Origin of the sequence: Lactobacillus paragasseri, from assembly GCF_003584685.1 — a bacterium.
In the GTDB taxonomy this organism is placed as follows: domain Bacteria; phylum Bacillota; class Bacilli; order Lactobacillales; family Lactobacillaceae; genus Lactobacillus; species Lactobacillus paragasseri.
In genome coordinates, this window is sequence record NZ_AP018549.1 from 491,623 (window position 1) to 510,625 (window position 19,003).

Annotated in this window: 19 protein-coding genes and 1 pseudogene; 18 read left to right on the forward strand and 2 right to left on the reverse strand. The window is 33.9% G+C overall.

Annotated features, from left to right (window positions below):
• From LpgJCM5343_RS02310 to LpgJCM5343_RS02360, 11 genes and pseudogenes are all read left to right on the forward strand, one after another.
• A complete protein-coding gene (locus LpgJCM5343_RS02310; RefSeq protein WP_003649318.1) occupies window positions 1-846 on the forward strand; it encodes an NAD(P)H-hydrate dehydratase in 846 nt (281 codons plus the stop codon).
• Between the two features lie 5 nt (window positions 847-851).
• The gene (locus LpgJCM5343_RS02315; protein ID WP_113576190.1) at window positions 852-1,529 is read left to right on the forward strand and encodes a L,D-transpeptidase; all 678 of its coding nucleotides are present in this window, start codon (window positions 852-854) and stop codon (window positions 1,527-1,529) included.
• 36 nt (window positions 1,530-1,565) lie between these two features.
• Window positions 1,566-2,492 carry a D-alanyl-D-alanine carboxypeptidase family protein gene (locus LpgJCM5343_RS02320; RefSeq protein WP_101890868.1) on the forward strand — a complete coding sequence of 309 codons (927 nt, stop codon included), beginning with the start codon at window positions 1,566-1,568 and terminating at the stop codon, window positions 2,490-2,492.
• Between the two features lie 280 nt (window positions 2,493-2,772).
• Complete coding sequence (gene argS, locus LpgJCM5343_RS02325) at window positions 2,773-4,449, forward strand: arginine--tRNA ligase (RefSeq protein WP_020807855.1); 1,677 nt, start codon at window positions 2,773-2,775, stop codon at window positions 4,447-4,449.
• Between the two features lie 111 nt (window positions 4,450-4,560).
• Window positions 4,561-5,478, forward strand: a complete 918-nt coding sequence (locus LpgJCM5343_RS02330) for a class II fructose-bisphosphate aldolase (RefSeq protein WP_003647684.1) — start codon at window positions 4,561-4,563, stop codon at window positions 5,476-5,478.
• A 69-nt stretch (window positions 5,479-5,547) separates the two neighbouring features.
• Window positions 5,548-5,865: a hypothetical protein gene (locus tag LpgJCM5343_RS02335; RefSeq protein WP_077959205.1), complete on the forward strand. Its 318-nt coding sequence runs from the start codon at window positions 5,548-5,550 to the stop codon at window positions 5,863-5,865.
• A 49-nt stretch (window positions 5,866-5,914) separates the two neighbouring features.
• Window positions 5,915-6,324 (forward strand): annotated as a pseudogene (locus LpgJCM5343_RS02340) (GNAT family protein).
• Window positions 6,325-6,338: 14 nt separating this feature from the next.
• On the forward strand, window positions 6,339-6,671 hold the full coding sequence (locus tag LpgJCM5343_RS02345; RefSeq protein ID WP_020807852.1) for a putative quinol monooxygenase: 333 nt from the start codon (window positions 6,339-6,341) through the stop codon (window positions 6,669-6,671).
• Window positions 6,672-7,108: 437 nt separating this feature from the next.
• Window positions 7,109-7,645 (forward strand): hypoxanthine phosphoribosyltransferase, encoded by a 537-nt coding sequence (hpt, locus tag LpgJCM5343_RS02350; RefSeq protein WP_003649311.1) that lies wholly within the window; start codon window positions 7,109-7,111, stop codon window positions 7,643-7,645.
• Between the two features lie 13 nt (window positions 7,646-7,658).
• Window positions 7,659-8,327: a type 1 glutamine amidotransferase gene (locus tag LpgJCM5343_RS02355; protein WP_077959202.1), complete on the forward strand. Its 669-nt coding sequence runs from the start codon at window positions 7,659-7,661 to the stop codon at window positions 8,325-8,327.
• A gap of 75 nt (window positions 8,328-8,402) precedes the next feature.
• Window positions 8,403-9,035: an NAD(P)H-binding protein gene (locus LpgJCM5343_RS02360; RefSeq protein WP_077959201.1), complete on the forward strand. Its 633-nt coding sequence runs from the start codon at window positions 8,403-8,405 to the stop codon at window positions 9,033-9,035.
• 58 nt (window positions 9,036-9,093) lie between these two features.
• Here LpgJCM5343_RS02360 and LpgJCM5343_RS02365 read toward each other — a convergent pair whose 3' ends face one another.
• Window positions 9,094-9,552, reverse strand: a complete 459-nt coding sequence (locus tag LpgJCM5343_RS02365; protein WP_077959200.1) for a GAF domain-containing protein — start codon at window positions 9,550-9,552, stop codon at window positions 9,094-9,096.
• A gap of 209 nt (window positions 9,553-9,761) precedes the next feature.
• Here LpgJCM5343_RS02365 and LpgJCM5343_RS02370 point away from each other — a divergent pair, with 209 nt between their 5' ends.
• The 4 genes from LpgJCM5343_RS02370 (at window position 9,762) to LpgJCM5343_RS02385 (ending at window position 13,128) form a co-directional block, all read left to right on the forward strand.
• On the forward strand, window positions 9,762-10,757 hold the full coding sequence (locus LpgJCM5343_RS02370; RefSeq protein ID WP_101890869.1) for a class III bacteriocin: 996 nt from the start codon (window positions 9,762-9,764) through the stop codon (window positions 10,755-10,757).
• Window positions 10,758-10,819: 62 nt separating this feature from the next.
• Window positions 10,820-11,386: a DNA-3-methyladenine glycosylase I gene (locus tag LpgJCM5343_RS02375; RefSeq protein ID WP_077959198.1), complete on the forward strand. Its 567-nt coding sequence runs from the start codon at window positions 10,820-10,822 to the stop codon at window positions 11,384-11,386.
• On the forward strand, window positions 11,386-12,324 hold the full coding sequence (locus LpgJCM5343_RS02380; RefSeq protein ID WP_101890437.1) for an AEC family transporter: 939 nt from the start codon (window positions 11,386-11,388) through the stop codon (window positions 12,322-12,324). The genes LpgJCM5343_RS02375 and LpgJCM5343_RS02380 overlap by 1 nt, the downstream gene beginning before the upstream one ends.
• A 21-nt stretch (window positions 12,325-12,345) precedes the next feature.
• On the forward strand, window positions 12,346-13,128 hold the full coding sequence (locus tag LpgJCM5343_RS02385) for a CPBP family intramembrane glutamic endopeptidase (protein WP_077959196.1): 783 nt from the start codon (window positions 12,346-12,348) through the stop codon (window positions 13,126-13,128).
• Between the two features lie 39 nt (window positions 13,129-13,167).
• Here the strand turns inward: LpgJCM5343_RS02385 and LpgJCM5343_RS02390 are convergent, their stop codons facing one another.
• Entirely contained in the window at window positions 13,168-13,923 is a 756-nt protein-coding gene (locus LpgJCM5343_RS02390) for an MIP/aquaporin family protein (RefSeq protein ID WP_077959195.1), read from the reverse strand.
• 200 nt (window positions 13,924-14,123) lie between these two features.
• Here LpgJCM5343_RS02390 and LpgJCM5343_RS02395 point away from each other — a divergent pair, with 200 nt between their 5' ends.
• The 3 genes from LpgJCM5343_RS02395 to LpgJCM5343_RS02405 all read left to right on the forward strand — a co-directional run bounded on the left by LpgJCM5343_RS02395 (window position 14,124) and on the right by LpgJCM5343_RS02405 (window position 19,001).
• Window positions 14,124-15,602 (forward strand): MFS transporter, encoded by a 1,479-nt coding sequence (locus LpgJCM5343_RS02395; RefSeq protein ID WP_049161233.1) that lies wholly within the window; start codon window positions 14,124-14,126, stop codon window positions 15,600-15,602.
• Window positions 15,603-15,707: 105 nt separating this feature from the next.
• Complete coding sequence (locus LpgJCM5343_RS02400) at window positions 15,708-17,159, forward strand: MFS transporter (protein ID WP_101890438.1); 1,452 nt, start codon at window positions 15,708-15,710, stop codon at window positions 17,157-17,159.
• Window positions 17,160-17,414: 255 nt separating this feature from the next.
• Window positions 17,415-19,001, forward strand: coding sequence for an ATP-binding cassette domain-containing protein (locus LpgJCM5343_RS02405; protein WP_101890439.1), 1,587 nt, complete (start codon window positions 17,415-17,417; stop codon window positions 18,999-19,001).
• Window positions 19,002-19,003 lie beyond the last annotated feature (2 nt).

Sequence of the window (19,003 nt, forward strand, 5' to 3'; positions counted from 1 at the left end):
ATGAAAAGTATTTCAAAAGAACTAATGTCTGAGGTAATTAAAAAGCGTGAAAGTGCCACACATAAGGGTAATTATGGGCGAGTACTATTAATTGGTGGTAATAAAAAATATGGTGGTGCTCTCATTATGTCAGCTGAAGGAGCACTAAACAGTGGTGCTGGTTTGACTACGGTGGCGACAGATTCAGTAAATATTAGTGCCCTACATACCAGAGATCCTGAAATTATGGCTCTTGATTGGGATAAAAGAGATGAATTAAAAAATCTAATTGTGGGCTCTAATGTAGTAGTTTGTGGGATGGGACTTGGTTTAGATGACCAGGCACGAGATATTTTGGCTCTTATTAGAGATAGCATTAGCTTAAAGCAAGTATTGATTTTAGATGCAAGTGCACTTGATTTAATTAGCCAGCAAAAAGATTTATTGCCAGTAAACTCAAAATTAGTAATTTTTACACCTCACCAGATGGAGTGGCAAAGATTGAGCAAAATAAAAATTGCTGACCAAAATGATCAATCGAATCAAGCTTTTTTAAATGAATTAGTCCCCAGGAAAAATGCTATTTTAGTATTAAAATCTAATCATACTAAAGTTTATGATCAAGCAGGAAATATTTATCAGAATCCTTTTGGCAATCCAGGAATGGCGATTGGCGGAATGGGAGACACGTTAGCTGGAATCATTGGTGGTTTCTGCGGTCAATATACACCTAATTTAAAGACTGTCGCAGGTGCTGTGGGCATTCATTCAATAACTGCTGATGAAATTGCGAAGAAACACTATATTGTTCGACCGACACAACTGTCAGCCCTTATTCCTGCAATGATGAGAAAATATGAGAAGTGAATAAAATGAAAAAGATAAGTAAATATCAAAACTCTGTTTTAATTATTGGAACAATACTAACTATTTTAGTATTTGCAATTATTTTATTTCCTCATCGTAATGTATCGCTGGCAAGTCCAAATAAAATAGTAAACAGTAAAGTAACAAAAAAAGTAGCCCAAAAAGTAAAAAAAGTTACACATAAAGATTCTAATTTACCATATCCGGATCCTAAAGATTTACAGCCAGCTGGTAGCTGGAAAGTTAAAAGTGAAAGTAAGGCACATCCTGATCTGGTAAGACTAAATAATTTGTGTATAAGAGTTTCAATTAAGGGAAATCGTGTTTATATTATGGATGGTAACAAGCCAGTTTACACAATGCTTGCATCTTGCGGGGTGTATCATAATGGTAAATCTGCAACGCCAACTGGAACTTATGCTGTCGAAGCTGAAAGGGGAGCAACATTTTTTAACCAGAGTCTCCAGGTTGGCGCACGTACTTACATTAGCTGGCACGGCCATGGAACTTATCTCTTTCATTCGGTCCCAACAGATGGTAATAATAAAATCATGAAAAATGAAGCAAAGAAACTTGGTAAAACCCAAGCCTCGCATGGTTGCATTCGCTTGAGTATTCCTGATTCTAAATGGCTATATGAAAAATTACCTGTTGGCACTAAGGTTGTAGTAAAGGATGAGTAGACTAAATATGTGCAGCGAAAGAAATTAGGTGACGAAATGAGGCATGCAAAAAAGAAATCTAGAAAAAAATTTCTGTGGATAATAGGTATAGCAATAATTATTATTTGCTTTTTTCTGTGGAAAAATGATCATGGTCCAAATGGGATGCCGTCTAATTATCATGCCGATCAAGTGAACTTAAATGTTAAAGCTGCCGTAGCAATTGATGCCAAAAATGAAAACGTCATTTATGCCAAAAATGCCAATCAAAGTTTGCCAATTGCTTCAATGACTAAGTTGTTAACTGCTTACTTAACCTTAAAAGCAATTAAAGAGAAGAAAATTTCTTGGGATACAACTGTTAGTCCTACTCAAGAAATCATTAATTTAAGTTCTAATCCTGATTATGCAGGTGTGCCACTTAGTTTAGGTCAAAAATACACTGTTAGAGAACTTTATGATGCGGCATTGATAAAGTCAGCTAATAATGCAGCTCGTATGCTGGCGATTGCAGTTAGCGGAAGTGAGACTAATTTTTTAAATCAAATGCGACAGCAAGCCAATAAATGGAAACTTTATAATGTTAAATTGGTAACAGTTGATGGGTTACCGGAGAAAAATAAAAACTTCTTAGGGATGACAACGACAATTGAAAATAAAATGAGTGCTAATGATATGGCAATTATTGCGAGAAAATTAGTTACAGATTATCCTGAAGTTTTAAGTACGACTAAAGTAGCAAAGTCCGATTTTAGAAATACATTAATGACTAATAGTAATAAAATGCTAAGTGGACTTTCAGACTACGATCCTAATTATCCTGTCGATGGGTTAAAAACAGGAACAACTGATGGAGCAGGCGCTTGCTTTACTTGTACAATGAATAAAAATAATAAGAGAGTAATTACAGTGATTTTGGGTGCTCAAAATGATAACGAACGCTTTTCAGAAACCAAAAAGTTACTTAATTATTCTTTTAATTAAAATTTAGCTATGAATTCGTTTTAATATTGCACTTTGGCTAAGATTGCTGATATAATCTTCATGATAAAGAGTTAAAAGTAGTAATATTAATCTATTTTCAGCGAGTCTATGGTTGGTGGAAGTTAGGCAATAGAGTGATATGAAGGCGTGTTTAACTACAATTTTAAAATCAATTAATAAGCGGATACTTTGTATCAAGTAGAGTGGTACCGCGGGAAACTTTCTCGTCTCTTTCTAGATTAGCTAGGAAGAGACTTTTTTTATGCAAGAGGTGTTATCAGTGGATTTTAAACAAAAAGTCGTAGATTTAGTTAGTGAACAGGTAGATTTGCCTAAAGAAAAAATTGCAATGTTAATTGAAAGACCGAAGAATGCTAAGATGGGAGATTATGCTTTTCCAGCATTTGCTTTGGCTAAGATTGAACACAAGAATCCAGCTTTGATTGCAAAAGACATTGCAGAGAAAATTAGTGACGATAATTTCACTAGTATTCAGGCAGTTGGACCATATGTTAACTTTGCGATTGATCATGCTAAACTTGTTAATGCAACTTTAAATGATGTTTTGACAGAAAAAGACCATTTTGGTGATCAACAATTAGGCGAAGGTAATGTACCAATTGATATGTCTTCTCCTAACATTGCTAAGCCAATGTCAATGGGGCATTTACGTTCTACTGTTATTGGTAATTCAATTGCTAAAACTTTGGAAAAAGTTGGTTACACTCCAATTAAGATTAATTACCTTGGCGACTATGGTACACAATTTGGTAAGTTGATTACAGCGTATCGTTTATGGGGCAATGAAGAAGATGTTAAGAAAGATCCAATTACTAATCTTTTCCATTATTACGTTAAATTCCATGAAGAAGCTGAAAAAGATCCTAAATTAGATGATGAAGGACGGGCTGCATTTAAGAAACTTGAAAATGGTGACGAAGAAGAGATTAAATTGTGGAAATGGTTCCGCGAAGTTTCCTTGCAAGAATTTAACCGTATTTATAAAGAATTAGGTGTAACTTTTGATTCATACAACGGTGAAGCTTTCTTTAACGATAAGATGCAACCAGTAGTTGACGAATTAAGAGAAAAAGGATTACTAGAAGAATCTCGCGGAGCTCAAGTCGTTAACTTAGGTGAAGATGAGAATCCAGCATTAATCTTAAAATCTGATGGCTCTAGTCTTTATATGACTCGTGATTTAGCTGCTGCATTATATCGTAAAAAAGAGTATGACTTTGTTATGTCTCTTTATGTTGCTGGTGGTGAACAAAGCGGTCACTTTAAGCAATTAAAGCAAGTTTTGAAGAAAATGGGATATGACTGGGCTGATAATATTCACCACATTCCATTTGGTCTAATTACGCAGGGCGGTAAGAAGTTATCAACAAGAAAAGGTAATGTTGTCTTCTTAGATAAAGTATTGAAAGATGCGGTTTCTTTAGCAGAACAACAAATCGAAGAAAAGAATCCTAACTTAGCTAATAAAGACCAGGTAGCTCATGATGTTGGTGTGGGTGCAGTAGTATTCCACGACTTAAAGAATGATAGAATGGATAATTTTGACTTTGACTTAGAAGAAGTTGTTCGTTTCGAAGGGGATACTGGTCCATACGTTCAATATACTAATGCTAGAGCACAAAGTATCTTGCGTAAGGCAAATAAAGAAATCTCAATGGATAATTTGAGCTTAAATGATGATTGGTCATTTGCAGTTGCGAAAGCTTTAGCTGATTTCCCAGCTATTGTAGCAAAAGCTTCAGAAAAATTTGAACCATCAATCATTGCCAAATATGCGTTAGATTTAAGTAAGAAATTTAATAAATACTATGCAAATGTGAGAATTTTAGATGAAGACGATCAGTTAAATGCTCGTCTTGCACTAGTTCAAGCAACTTCAATTGTTTTAACTGAAGCTTTGAGACTTTTAGGCGTAAATGCACCTAAAGAAATGTAATATTTATCAAAATAAAAATATTCACTGAATTTTTTTGAGCTAAAGTATGTTAATTTTTGCACTAATGGGTTAAACTAATGATGTGTTAAAAATTTAGGAGGTATTTTTTTAATGGCTTATTTAGTAAATGGTAATGACATTTTCAAAGCTGCTCGTGAAAACCACTATGCTGTAGGTGCATACAACACTAACAACCTTGAATGGACTCGCGCACTTTTAAGAGGTGCTAAGGAAACTAGAACTCCTTTATTGATTCAAGTTTCTACTGGTGCTGCTAAGTACATGGGTGGTTACAAGACTGTTAAGGATTTAGTTCTTAACGAAATGGACAACATGGATATCGATGTTCCAGTTATTTTGAACTTGGACCACGGTGACTATGAATCTGCTAAGGAATGTATCGCACTTGGTTACTCATCAGTTATGTTTGATGGTCACAACTTACCAACTGACGAAAACTTAGCTAAGACTAAGGAAATCGTTAAGTTAGCTCACGAAAGAGGTATCTCTGTTGAAGCTGAAATCGGTAAGATTGGTGAAAACCAAGGTGCCGATGGCGGTGAATTAGCATCTGTTGAAGACGCTAAGACTTTCGTTGCTGCTGGTGTTGACAAGCTTGCTTGTGGTATTGGTAACATCCACGGTGTTTACCCAGAAGGCTGGAAAGGCTTGAACTTCGATCGTTTGAAGGAAATCGCAGAAGCTGTACCAGGTGAACCACTTGTTCTTCACGGTGGTTCTGGTATTCCTCAAGACCAAATTGAAAAGGCAATTAAATTAGGTATTGCTAAGATCAACATTAACACTGAATTCCAATTAGCATTCCAAGCTGCAACTCGTAAGTACATCGAAGACAAGATGGACTTAGACAAGGGCAACAAGGGTTACGACCCACGTAAGCTTTTGAGAGCTGGTACTGACGCAATTACTGATTCTATGAAGGAAATGATTTCATGGATGGGTACTGCACCAATCGACTCAAAGGAATCATCAGTTAAGTTTGACGAAGCTTCATTAAACGAAGAATAATCAACTAATTCTATTAAAAAAGACCTCAGTTTTTCTGGGGTCTTTTTTGTTTAGGTGAGATAAAAGATAATGCGTGTCGAATTTTACGAAAAGGGTTGTAAAAGTTTCTTTAAAAAATATAATAAGCAAAAAGATACCATTGTAGAATTTGTTGAAGACACAATTGACAAAGAAGTGGCTAGCGGGATGACAAAGGTTAAATTGGCGACCAGAAAAAGAATAAAGGGTAGAAATATTTATGAATTTCGTCTTAATGTTGGTACAATAGGTTCGATTCGAATTGCATTTTCAATTTTTGATAAAAAAGCAATAGTTTACTTTATTAGTAAGAACATTCAAAAATCAGCGTTTAGTAAAGATTTTGAGAAAATAATTTCTAAGTTATAGTAAAATACTTTTAACGCAATACATATTTAAAAAGTAAGAATTTGTTACTATGAAAATTTTGAAAATTAAAGATCTAGATCAAGAAATAGAAAATAAATTATTAGTAATTTGGGAAAGTAGCGTCAGAGCTACGCACAATTTTTTATCAGATCCAGAAATCAACAATATTAAGAAATATGTTCCTCAGGCTCTAAAAGGAGTAGCGCACTTAGTAATTGCATACAATGATGCAAATGAATCTGTTGCCTTTATGGGAATCAATGATCAAAAGTTAGAAAGGCTTTTTGTTGCTGCTAATCTTACGGCATCAATAATTTAGATATTAATGAGCTTGCCGTTAATGAGCAAAATCCAGGAGCTCGTGGTTTTTATGAACATATGGGATTTAAAGCAGTAGAAAGATCTGAGTTTGATGATCAGGGTAATCCTTACCCAATTTTAATTATGAAAAGAATTTAGAAAGAAGGATTTAGATGTCTTTAACAGTTAACCTTTATTACACTGGAAAAAATGGAAGTGCCCGCAAGTTTGCTGAAGAAATGGAAAGTAGCGGTGTGGCTGATCGTATTAGACAAGAGCCAGGCAATGAAAAATACGATTATTTCATTCCTATGAATGACCCAGAAACGATACTTTTGATTGATAGCTGGAAGAACCAAAAATCTTTAGATGCTCATCATGCTTCGCCAATGATGAAAGAATTAGCAGATTTACGTGAAAAGTATGATCTACATATGCGTGTTGAACGTTATATTTCTGATGAGAATGGGATGCCAGATACGGATCAAAAGTTTATTAGAAAATAGTAACAGAAAAACTCGTTGATCTATCAATCAACGAGTTTTTGCGTTCAATACTAAAAATAGAGGAAAATGAAGAATAGAATTATAGATTTATTTCCGACGAACCTTTACAGGAACTGGAACTGGTTTATTTACAATAGCGGCATTTGCAGCAAGTACTGCCATAGCGCTAACTCCTAGAATTAATAATAATTTCATTAAACCATTCCTTTCTTTATTTGATTGATATCCATCTTAAAGTGAAGTTGTGAATTTTTTGTGACTTATATTTAAGAGAAAATCTAAAAAACTATAAATAATTTTATTCCCTTTATAAATACGAACAATTTTGCAATATTAAGTAAAAATAATTAATAAATAAGTGTAAAAAGACTAAAAAAATCTCTTTATTTATGTTAAAATTTCATCATTGACGATTTTAAGTAAAGAGGAATTACAGAATGAATAACGATATCGAACGTATATTGTATACTCAAAGCGACTTAGATAGTCGTATGGATGAAATGGCTGCGGAATTAAATGTGAAGTATAAGGACGAAGAGCCGATTGTCGTGCCCGTCTTAAATGGAGCCATGATTTTTGCTAGTGACATGATTAAGCGATTGAATTTTAAGTTGACTATTGATCCGATTAAGGCCTCTAGTTATGCTGGTACGCAATCAACTGGAGAAGTAAAGATTACGCAAGATATTAAGTCAGATGTAAAAGATCGTCCAGTAATTTTTATGGAAGATATTATTGATACTGGTCGGACTTTACAAGCACTCAGTGAAGTCATGAAAGGTCGTGGAGCTAAGAGCGTTGAAGTTGTTGCAATGCTTGATAAGCCAGAAACACGTGTAGTAGATTTTCATGCTGATTATTACGGTTTTAAGGCACCAGACGAGTTTTTAGTTGGCTATGGCTTAGATTATAATGGGTTGTACAGAAACCTTCCTTATGTGGGAATTTTAAAGCATGAGGTTTATGCTAAATAAGGGGGGATAAGTAATGCGTGTAAATGTTTTACAACATACTCCAAATGAAGGACCTGGTTCAATTAAAACTTGGGCTGATCAACATCACTATGATTTCTATGTTTATCATCCTGAAACTTTTGGTAAACTGCCAACTGTGGAAGAAACAGATTTATTAATAATTCTTGGCGGACCAATGAGCCCTAATGATGATTTAATTTGGATTAAGCAAGAGAGAAAATTAATTAAAGCAATGCTTGATGCGCATAAACCAATGTTTGGTGCATGTCTTGGTGGACAACAAATTGCAAAAACTGTGGGCGCTAAGATTTTAGATGCTCCCCATAAAGAAGTTGGATGGGCACCGGTTTACTTGAAGGATCAGACAATTCCTAACTTACCGGAAAAATTAACAGCTCTTCATTGGCACCAGCAAATGTTTGAAATTCCAGAAGGAGCTAAGTTATTGTTCTCAAGTGATTTAGTAAAGAATCAAGGCTTTTTACTTGGTGATAATGTGATTGGTTTACAATTTCATTTTGAACCAGAAGAAGATAATGTGAGAGAAATTGCAATTAATGATGTTGATTATCCGTTAGAGAATAATGATTTACATCAAACTGGTGAAGAAATTATTGCTCATGGGGTACCGAAAGAAAACCAGAAAGTAATGTTTAAATTACTTGATTTCATTACTAAATAAAAAGTGTAAATTCTATGCTACTAATAAAAAGTAAGCTAATATAAAGCTGTAAGTTTTTCGAGGAGGAAAATGATTATGGCGAAGATTTTTATTTTTGGTGGTTCTGGAAGAGTTGCTACAGACTTAATTAAAAACTTAGTAGCAGATGGCAATACTATAACAGCAGCTGCACGCCATCCAGAAAATATTATTAAACTTGATGGTGTTACGGCAGAAAAATTAGATTTACATGCTGATGTTGATGATATTGCCAAGCAAGTAAAAGGTTTTGACGCAATTTACTTTACTGCTGGTTCACGTGGTAAAGATCTTATTCAGACAGATGCCATGGGTGCAATTAAGACAATGATGGCTGCTGAAAAGGCAGGCGTTAAGCGCTACATTATGCTTAGTTCGATGCTTAGTTTAGATATTAATTCATGGAAGAAGATTCCAAGCTTAGAGGATTATTTAGCAGCTAAGTTCTTTGCAGATACTTATTTGATGGATTCTACAAATTTGGAATATACTATTTTACAACCAGGCAGTCTTATTGAAGAAACTGGAACAGGTAAAATTCAACTTAATGTTGAAGCGACAGATTCGAATCCAATCCCTGATGTTGCCAAAACATTAGCAGCAATTCTGAAATATCCGAATACAATAGGCAAGGTTATTCCAATGAGTAGTGGTAAGACACCAATTGATGATGCTTTGAAAGAAATCTAATAAAGAGAAAAAAGACTCCATTATGGGAGTCTTTTTGTGTGTTAAGGAAATATGCTATTTAAAATTTAAAGACATTAGAAATTGCTTCCAAATATTTTTGATCTAACTCATCAAAATTAGCAATTTTAGTTGAATCAAAGTCAAACACACCCCATAATTCACCATTTTTCTTAAAAATAGGAATAACAATTTCAGAATTTGAATCACTATCACAAGCAATATGTCCTGCAAACTCATGTACATTTTTTACAATTTGAGTTTGCCTTTCTTTTGCAGTTGTTCCGCAAACTCCTTTACCAACAGCAATATGAACGCATGCTGGTTTTCCCTGAAATGGACCAAGGATTAATTCATTATTTTCATAGCGATAAACACCAGCGAAGTTAACATTATCAAGTGAATTAAATAAGAGTGCAGAAATATTTGCAGTGTTAGCAATCCAATCACTTTCTCCGTCTACTAGAGCTTCAGCTTGTTTTACTAATAGTTGGTAATTGCTTTCTGTTGTTGCTGACATAAGTGGTACCTCAATTTTTAGTAAATTTATTTAATTTTAACACTTATAAAACATTTAATAGAGAAAATTATATTTTTAATTTAAACATTTGTCTTTCTTCACATCCTAATCAGATTTATGTTAGCAGTTTACTTTATTTGTTGTCTGGATTCAAATCGCTCATAATAAAATTGAGAGAAGGGTAAATGAAGAAAGGATTTGTCCAAATTATGATTGGAAAAGAAACTCAGCTATGTTTGGTAAATAAATTAGAAAATATACATCACGTTGTTGTTCAGGCTTCAGCAATCGATGGAAATAACGTTTTTGCTTTACAGCTCCTTCATAAACAGAGCGATGTTATTGTTTATCAAACTCCAAATGATAGTGAAACTGTGACTTTTAATGAGGATCGTCCAATTTTATACTTGAAAGGACCAAATTCAGCCGGTACAGCAGGTGGACATACTCAAACTTGGGTACAAAGCGGAGAAAACAATAAGTGGTTTGTAGGTACTAAGCCTAAGCGGCATGGCAATACTTATTGGACTACTCAAATTGCGCGCGTAGCAGTTTCTGGATATCAAACTCAAACTTTTACCAATAATACTGAATTACCACGACTTTCTTATCTTAACCGAGCAGGCTCAGGTTATGGTGATGGAAGTGTGGCTTATCCCGGAAAGGATTTAGTTAGGGTAGAAGCAGCTGTTTCACCGAATAGACAATATTTTTTGATTGCAAGTATTGACATCAACCATACAGGGCATTTTGCTGTCTATAATCTTGATGAAGTTAATAAAAAACTAGATGAAGCAGAAGAAAAGGCTGAAGATGTCAATATTCAAAACCTGAATTGTCTAGGCGCGTTTAATGTCCCGCATTTTAATGATCAAAAGATTATTTCAATTCAAGGCTACGGAATTGATGATAATAAGAATATTTACATTTCTAGTCAGCCTAGCCCGCATACAACTTTTTTAGGATTTCCAAAACAAGGCAAACCACGTGAAATTGTTAAAATTCCCTGGGGAATATCCGATCCAAGTAAATGGTCAGTGGTAAATTTAGACAACAGTTTAAAATTAGATGCACTAAACTTTTGTACTGAATTTGAAGGAATACAAGTAACAAGTGATTGTCTTTACTTAACCGTTGCCTATCACCAACGAAACAGTGATTTGACTACTTTGATGAATCGAATATATCAGGTTGAAAAATTTTAGAAAATGGACAGACTATTGAGTCTGTCTATTTTGTTATAATTGATAAAAATGAGGTGTAAAAATTGAAACTAAGTCGTTGTAGTTGGGGAAACAGTAAAAATTCTCTGTATCAAAAGTATCATGATCAAGAATGGGGAAAGCTTAATTTAGATTCAACTTATTTATATGAAATGCTAGTTTTAGAAAGTTTTCAGTCAGGATTATCATGGGAGACAATTTTAAATAAACGAAGAAATTTTAGAAAAGCCTTTGCAAATTTTGATTATCATAAAGTGGCTGAATTCAATCAGGATGATTTTGAACGATTGATGCAAGATAAAGGAATTGTACGCAATCGTTTAAAGATAAATGCAGCAATTAATAATGCAAAAATATTGGTTAAACTAGAAAAAGAAAATCGGACTTTTGAAAATTTTCTAACTGAATTTATTCCTAAGCCAATAATGCATCATCCACAAAAGATGGAAGATATTCCTGCTTCGGATGGTTTATCTACGCAAATTTCAAAAGAAATGAAAAAACTTGGCTTTAAATTTGTAGGACCAGTAACTGTGTACTCTTTCTTACAAGCGGTTGGATTAATTAATGATCACTTAGAAAATTGTAGTTTTAAGAATGGAGGACGTTGATGTCTTTATTACTGCCGACAAAACAAGTAGTAATCATGTTCATTTTGATGATTGTCGGCTGGATTTGTTATCAAGTTAAGTTTCTACATGAACAAACGGTTAAGGATCTAAGTAAGGTCCTTTTATATGTAGTATCTCCTTGTTTGATTATTAACTCATTTCGACAGTCCTTTTCGGCTGCTAGATTATTACAATTTGGGCTAGTGTTTTTACTAGTAATTGCTTTATTTATATTTAAAATTATTACTAGTGAGTTTATTTTTGGTAAAAATTTAGTCAAAGATCGTCAGAAAAGAACAGTATTGCGATATGCAGGCACCTATACCAATGCAGGCTTCATGGGAGTTCCATTAGTACAGGCAATTCTAGGAACTAAAGGAGTCTTTTTTGCAGTTCCTTATTTAATTGCTTATAACATTTTCATGTGGACACATGGAATTAGAATGTTCACACAGAAAAAACAGTCATTTAGAGAAAGTTTTCGGCAAGCCGTGATTAACCCTAATATTATTGCGGCGGTTATTGGGATGATTTTATTTATAACGCAAGTTAAATTACCTGATGTAGTTTCAGATCCAATGAATTATATTGCTAATTTAAATACTCCCTTAAGTATGATCGTAATCGGTACAAATCTTGGTTCCATTAATTTAAAAGCAGATTGGCAAGATAAGCTAGCTTGGAGCGGAGTGTTTGTTAGAAACCTATTTTTTCCAATAGTCATTTTAGGGATCTTATATGCCTTACCATTACCGGCAATTGCCAAAATGACTACGTTAATTATGGCTACTTGTCCAGTTGCAGGTGTTGTAGTTCTCTTTAGTTTACTTAGTAATTTTGATGTGAAATTTCCAACGAAATTAATGTGTTTATCGACTTTAGGAGCGATTATTACTATTCCTTTAGTGATTTGTTTAGCTACGTTGATAGGCTTATAAGCTAAAGGGTGAGGAAAGATAATGAAAAAAGATAGTTATTTAGCAATCAGTAAAACAAACGCATCAATTAAATGGATGCTAATTGCGTCTATAATTTATCTAGTGGTTTATTCCCTAGCTGGGAGATTAGAATTTCAGTCTCAATCGATTTGGATGCAAATCTTGTATTTAATCATTGTCTGCGTTTTGGCAATAACGTTTAAAAAGTTCTATAAGACAGACAAAGTTTTTATTAAATTGCCTAAAGAAGGAAAAGTAAAGATCATCACAATTATTTTTTGTACTCTGGTGATCTTACTCTATGCTCTATTGGGTAGTGTGGTAAGTTGGGCGGAAGTTTTAAATTCAATGCCTGAAATGATGTGGGGATCCATTTGCGTTGCTTTGGCTGCAGGAATTGGCGAAGAAGTTTTATGCCGAGTTTTACTATTTAATTTGTTTGCTAAAATTTTTGAAAATAAAAAATATGTTTTAGTTTGGGCTTCTTTAGCTTCGTCAATCTTATTCGGATTATTTCATTTGATTAATTTAACGCATGGAGCAGCTATTAATGCTACTATGCAACAAGTATTTTACGCAACTGCTATTGGATTAATATTTTCATATATTCATATTTTTACTAATCGAATTTGGTTGTGTATTGTGATGCACTTTTTATTAGATTTACAGCCCAATATTGGAACGATGGAAGCACAGGCATCTCCATGGGGGTTAATTTTATTAATCTTTGGTACAGCAATGATTGTTTCTTTATTTTCTATTTATGTATTTAATAGAAGAGCTAATAAGGTGTTTGAACATTAAAAAAAGCAGATCAACTGATCTGCTTTTTTACATACTTAATTAATTTCCAAAAGGAATTTTGTAAAGAAAAATTCCGATAATTGCACCAAGAGTAGGAGCGATAACAGGAATCCAGCCATAACTCCAGTGTGCGCCACCCTTTTTATTAGGGATAGGTAATAATGAGTAAACAAGTCTTGGACCAAAATCACGTGCTGGGTTAAGAGCTGGACCAGTTGGACCACCAAGAGCCATAACTAATGCAGTGATTAAGAATCCTACACCGATATTAGCAATATCAACAGCCTGTTTGAAAAACATACCCTTGTAAAGTCCGATTGCAACAAACATTAAAACTGCAGTACCAACAACTTCTGAAATAAAACCGTTCCATTTGCTGTTAGTACAATCGCTAGTAGCAAAACAAGAAAATACAATGTCAGGATCAGTAGATTCTTTAAAGTGTGGCCAATACATTGCTAGAACAAGAAGCTGACCACAAATTGCACCTAGTAATTGGCAAATTATATAAGGAGCGACTTGTGACCATGGAAAGTTACCAGCAGCTGCTTGAGCAACAGTAACGGCCGGATTAATATGGTTACCAGAAATTGAACCAAATAGCATGGCAGGAAGCATAACACCAAAGCCAAAACTGAAGGCAACCAAAATCCAACCACCATTAGCCTTACCGTCAGGTGCATTACCAGTTGTTCCTTTTAAGAAAGAGTTGGCAACTGAACCATTACCAAATAATACTAAAATTAAAGTACCGAAAAATTCGGCAAAATACTTGAGCATCCAACTATGTTCCATAGATACTTTTTCCTCTCTTGAAAAAATAAGTGAAAAATAAACACAGCTACTGATTATACCTAAAGTTCTAGAAAAATCCTAGATATTTTTTAAGATTCTTGCATTTTTGAGCAAAAAGTTTGCATAATATAAAGATAAATGTTTTAGCTCTAATTACTTGATGTAATAAGGGCTCTTTTTATTGTTGAGGAAGTGCTTTAATGAACAAGAAACAGATCAGGATGGTAACAGTGGCCTTGATGCTGGGAAACGTAATGGCTGGACTAGATGGAACGATCACTAATACTGCAATTCCAGCAATTGTATCGGCTTTACACGGAATTCAATTTATGGGTTGGATTGTAGCAATCTATCTTTTAGGAATGTCTGTTTCAATACCAATTTGGACCAAAATTGGTGAAAAAATCACTAATAAATTAGCTTTTGAAATTGCATTAGGTCTGTTTGTTTTAGGGTCAACTTTAGAAGGGTTAGCACCAAACATCTACTTTTTCTTAGTGGCAAGAATGATCATGGGCATTGGTGGCGGTGGTATGGGATCACTACCTTATATTATCGCTGGCTATGTTTTTCCAAATATTAAAAAGAGAACACAAATTTTAGGTTACTTGACTGCAAGTTTTAATGGTGCAGCAATTCTGGGACCTTTAGTGGGTGGCTGGCTAATTGATGCCCTATCTTGGCACTGGGTTTTCTATATTAATATTCCAATCGGATTAGTTGCTTTACTAATCGCCCTAGTTTACTACAAACCGGTGACACCAAAATCTGCACCAGTCTTTGACTTAAGAGGAGCATTTTTATTAGTTAGTGGTTTGATTATGTTTCTGATGGGGATTCAACTCTTAGGTTTAACTGCAACTTGGATTGTAGTCGGATTAATATTATTGAGCTTAGTTCTTTTAATTTTCTTCTTCTTACACGAAGCAAAGGCTGAAAATCCAATTATTCCATTATCGATCTTTAGAAACAGAGATTTAAATGGTGATCTAATTCTATTTGCAACTACCTGGGGTGCCTTCATTGCCGTTAACACTTATTTACCAATGTGGGCACAGGCACTTTTAGGGATGTCGGCGTTAATGGGTGGAATGACTTTAATTCCTAATTCAGTTGTTGAAATTATTGCTTCGCAAACTGTTGCTACAATTCAAGAAAAAATTAGAACTTTTACCTTAGTAATGATTGGAATTGTCACAATGATGATCTCTTCTGGTGGACTATTTTTAGCAAATAATCATACACCGCTATGGGTATTAATTGTAGTCGGTGCTTTTTCTGGAATTGGAGTTGGTTTTATCTTCGTGGCACTTCAAGTAAAAGTTCAGATTGATGCTGGAATGAAAGATATGGCGACTGCCACTTCGACATCTTACTTAATTAGAATCTTAGCGCAAACAGTAATGGCAGCAGTATATGGTGTGATTATGAATTTGGCTTTAGCTAGCGGAATTAATTCACATAGCAATATTACGATGAAGATGATGAATGAATTGAGTGATGCAAAATCTGCTAAATTATTACCACAACACCTTTTGCCAGAGATGCGTGAAATTTTTCATAGTGGTATCCACGAAATAATGGCAGTTTCTTTTATTCTATTGTTGATTGCTACTGTTTTTAATTTCTATTTCAACTTCAAACAGCCAAATAAAAAAATTAAAAATTATTCAAAATAGTTCTTGTTTTTAAGTAAGTGAGCAAGTATATTTTAGATAGATTATTAGCCTTGATTATTGCGAAATAATTGGGGCTTTTTATTTTTTAGAAAAGTAGGTGTAGACATGACAAAAAAGCAAGTAACGATGGTGACGTTTGCCATGGTTTTAGCAAATGTAATGGCAGGATTAGATAGTACGATTATTAATACCGCGATTCCCGCCATTATTGCGGACTTACATGGAATCCAATTTATGGGCTGGATTATTGCAATTATGCTCTTAGGGATGTCAGTTTCAACCCCAATTTGGACCAAAGTCGGTGAAGAAATTGGTAATAAAGCCACCTTTGAATTGTCGTTGCTCTTTTTTGTTTTAGGCTCTCTATTTCAAGGATTGGCTGATAATATGTATTTCTTCCTTTTGGCACGTGCTTTAATGGGGATCGGTGCTGGAGGAATGGGATCGCTGCCTTATATTATGGCTGGGTTTATTTTTGATAATATTAAGGCAAGAACCAAGATTTTAGGTTATTTAGGTGCTGCTTTTAGCGTTGCAGCGATTGTGGGTCCACTAGTTGGTGGCTATTTAGTAGATTCTCTTTCCTGGCACTGGGTCTTTTATATTAATATTCCAATTGGTCTTTTAGCAATTTTATTATCGTTAATGTATTATCACGAAGGCAAGATCAGAAAAACGCCTAAGTTTGATATACTGGGTTCTTTTTTAATCATTGTTGGATTAACTTTGCTTTTATTAGGGATTCAGTTGCTTGGTCTAACTAAGCCATGGAGTGTAGCAAGTTTAATTATTGCTGGTTTAGTGTTATTAGTTTTATTCTTTATGCATGAAGGAGGGCACCCCAATCCTGTAGTACCGATTAGTATGTTTAAAAATCGAGCTTTAGTCGGTGATTTTTTACTCTTCATTTTTAGCTGGGGTGCATTTTTAGCAATTAATACATATTTACCGATGTGGGCGCAAGGTTTGCTTGGCACAACTGCGTTAATTGGTGGAATGACCTTAATTCCGAATTCCTTAGTTGATGTGGTAGGAACTTTAGTGGTTAATCCCTTAAAGGCGCGTTTTAATAATCGAACACTACTTTCGATGGGATTAATTTGTATTTTGATTTCGTCCTTAGGACTAGCACTGGCATCGCAAAGTACTAATATTTGGTGGTTGGCAATTATTGGAACTTTTTCTGGCTTTGGGGTGGGGTTTATTTTTGTATTGCTTCAAATTAAAGTTCAAGTTGATGCTAGTGAGAAAAACATGGCGCCTGCAACATCACTTTCATATTTAATTAGAATTCTGGCTCAAACTGTCATGGCTGCTGTTTATGGTGTGATTATGAATGTACAATTGGCCAAGGGAGTTGCTGAAAATTCAGGTATAACGATGGGAATGCTTAATAAGTTAAGCGATGCTTCATCTGCTAAAAGCTTGCCACAGAATTTATTACCGACAATGAGAAATATTTTTCATTTAGGATTGCAAGAAATTATGTGGTGTGCCACTGCTTTGCTTGTAATTGCGATTGGATTGAATTTTATTTTTAATGAAAATAGTAAATAAGAAAAAAGCTGGTAGACGAATCCTAAAGTTGGAATTGTCTATCAGCTTTTTTTGTAGTATCAAATCGCTGTAGTCTAAACACTACTTAGTGCTGGCACTAATAAATTAAAGAAATATTGACATTTTAATAAAAAAATAATATTATTGTGGTAATTTTTAAATGGTTATCTCCAACTAACAGATATGTATATTTATCAGTTCCCTTAGAAAAAGCGGACGCTATTAAAAATAATTATAGGATCTAGATGATTAAAAATGAGTTTTCAAAAATTAATTAAAACTAATTTGCTCTTATTCATTGTAATAATTGTTTTAGAGATTTTGTTTGCAGCAGGATCTGCAACAAGTTCGTATATTATACAATTCGCTTATAATCAACTAGTTAAAAATATTCTTCTAGGTTTTTTGCTAATTATTGCCAGTAGTGTCTTTCTTTCATTCGTTTCTTATATTTTGAGTTCGTTAGCTACATATCTTTTTTGTAAGCAAACGCAAAAATATATTCACAGTATTAGGCATAAATTAATAAGCAAATACTATCATGACAAGGCGCCTAAAGTAGCTGAAATGGAAAATGAATTAAATAGCAATTTACAAGTGCTGACTAAAAATTATGCCGATCAGTCTTTGAGTATTATCCAATCAGGTTTTTTATTGGTTACGTCAATTAGCAGCCTTCTTCTAATGAATTGGATGCTGACATTGTTAGCAATAATTCTATCAGTTATTACGCTTTATATTCCTCGCTTTACAAGACAGAAAGCTTCTAATGCAACGCAAAAAGTAGTTAATAGAAATAGTAAATACTTGTTAGCTATTGAAGAATGGTTTAATGGTCTAGAAGAATTAAGAAAGTATACTGCTTTTAATAAATTAGACTTAGTCATGCAAAAAGTTAGTCAGAATCTAGAAACAAGTTTCGTAAAAAGAAAAAAGGTAATTTCTGTTGCTGATTTCCTTAATGGATGTGCTAATTCTTTTTCTCAAATTGCGATTACTTTGTTAGCCGCAATTTTGTTTTTTAATCATCAAGTAACTTTTGGAGTAATAATAGCAGCAGGTAACTTCTCCTCTATGATTTTAAATTGTTTATTGACAATTACTACATCGCTAACAAGAATTCAGTCAGTTCAAGGTCTTAACAAACAAATTATTGAATCCCAGAAGTTAGCCTCTTCTCATAAAGAAACTAATACTGATGAAATATACTCAATTAGTACGCATAATTTAAGTATTTCATTTAAAAATGGAGAAACGATCTATTTCCCAGATATTCATATTGAAAGAGGAGAAAAAGTGTTGCTTAGTGGCGACAGTGGTACTGGTAAGTCTACGCTATTTAAGCTAATTCTTAATAAATTACAACCAACTAATGGACAAGTTGTTTTTGAAAATAAATATGGTAAAGAAGTTAGTCCTGATTATGCTGAGATAGGATATATTCCTCAAGATGGGAAGCTTTTTCCTACTTCTATTATCAACAATATTATTATGTTCGATAATAAATTGAAAAAACTGGTTAAAAAAGCAGTTGAAAATAATGATTTAAGTAAAGATATAGCTAGTATGCCAAATGGACTTGAAACGGGAATTGATTTAGATACGAATAATTTTTCTGGAGGTCAAAAACAGAAAATTATTTTAGCTCGTAATGAGATACATAATTTTTCTATTATTTTAGCTGATGAGGCAACCAGTGTGATAGATTCAAAAAGTAGCTATCGAATTCTAAAAAACTTAGTATCATCGAATAAAACAGTTATTGTAGTAGCTCATAATTTAACTCCAGCCATTGAAAAACTATTTAGTAGAAAGATTAGCCTTGTAAATAATAAGAGGTGACT